Origin of the sequence: Enterobacter cloacae complex sp.6700776 (assembly GCF_048284255.1) — a bacterium.
Classification (GTDB): domain Bacteria; phylum Pseudomonadota; class Gammaproteobacteria; order Enterobacterales; family Enterobacteriaceae; genus Enterobacter; species Enterobacter intestinihominis.
In genome coordinates this window covers 1-331 of the sequence record NZ_JBLVYK010000112.1, presented here as the reverse complement: position 1 = coordinate 331, position 331 = coordinate 1, and the positions used below count along the sequence as shown (strand labels likewise).

Genomic DNA, 331 nt, shown 5'->3' with positions numbered 1-331 from the left:
CGATACCGGCTGTGCAAACTTAGCGTCCGTCGCCTATGCCGTTAAGCGCCTAGGTTATGACCCAATTGTGAGCCGCGACACAAACACTATTTTACAAGCAGACAGAGTCTTTCTACCGGGTGTTGGCACCGCCAGCGCAGCCATGGAAAAACTGGCTGAGCGTGAACTCATTCCGTTAATTAAAGCACTAACCCAACCCGTTTTGGGTATCTGCCTTGGAATGCAATTACTCGGCAGTATCAGCGAAGAAGGTCAAACAGAAATTCCACTGTTAGGATTGATCGACAGCCCCGTTCGCAAAATGGATGCAAACGGCTTACCTGTCCCTCAC

Annotated in this window: 1 protein-coding gene; it reads left to right on the top strand. The window is 50.2% G+C overall.

The features are described 5' to 3' along the window. A partial coding sequence (locus ACNQ0T_RS23455; RefSeq protein ID WP_417930408.1) for a glutamine amidotransferase-related protein occupies positions 1-331 on the top strand: 331 nt, incomplete at both ends.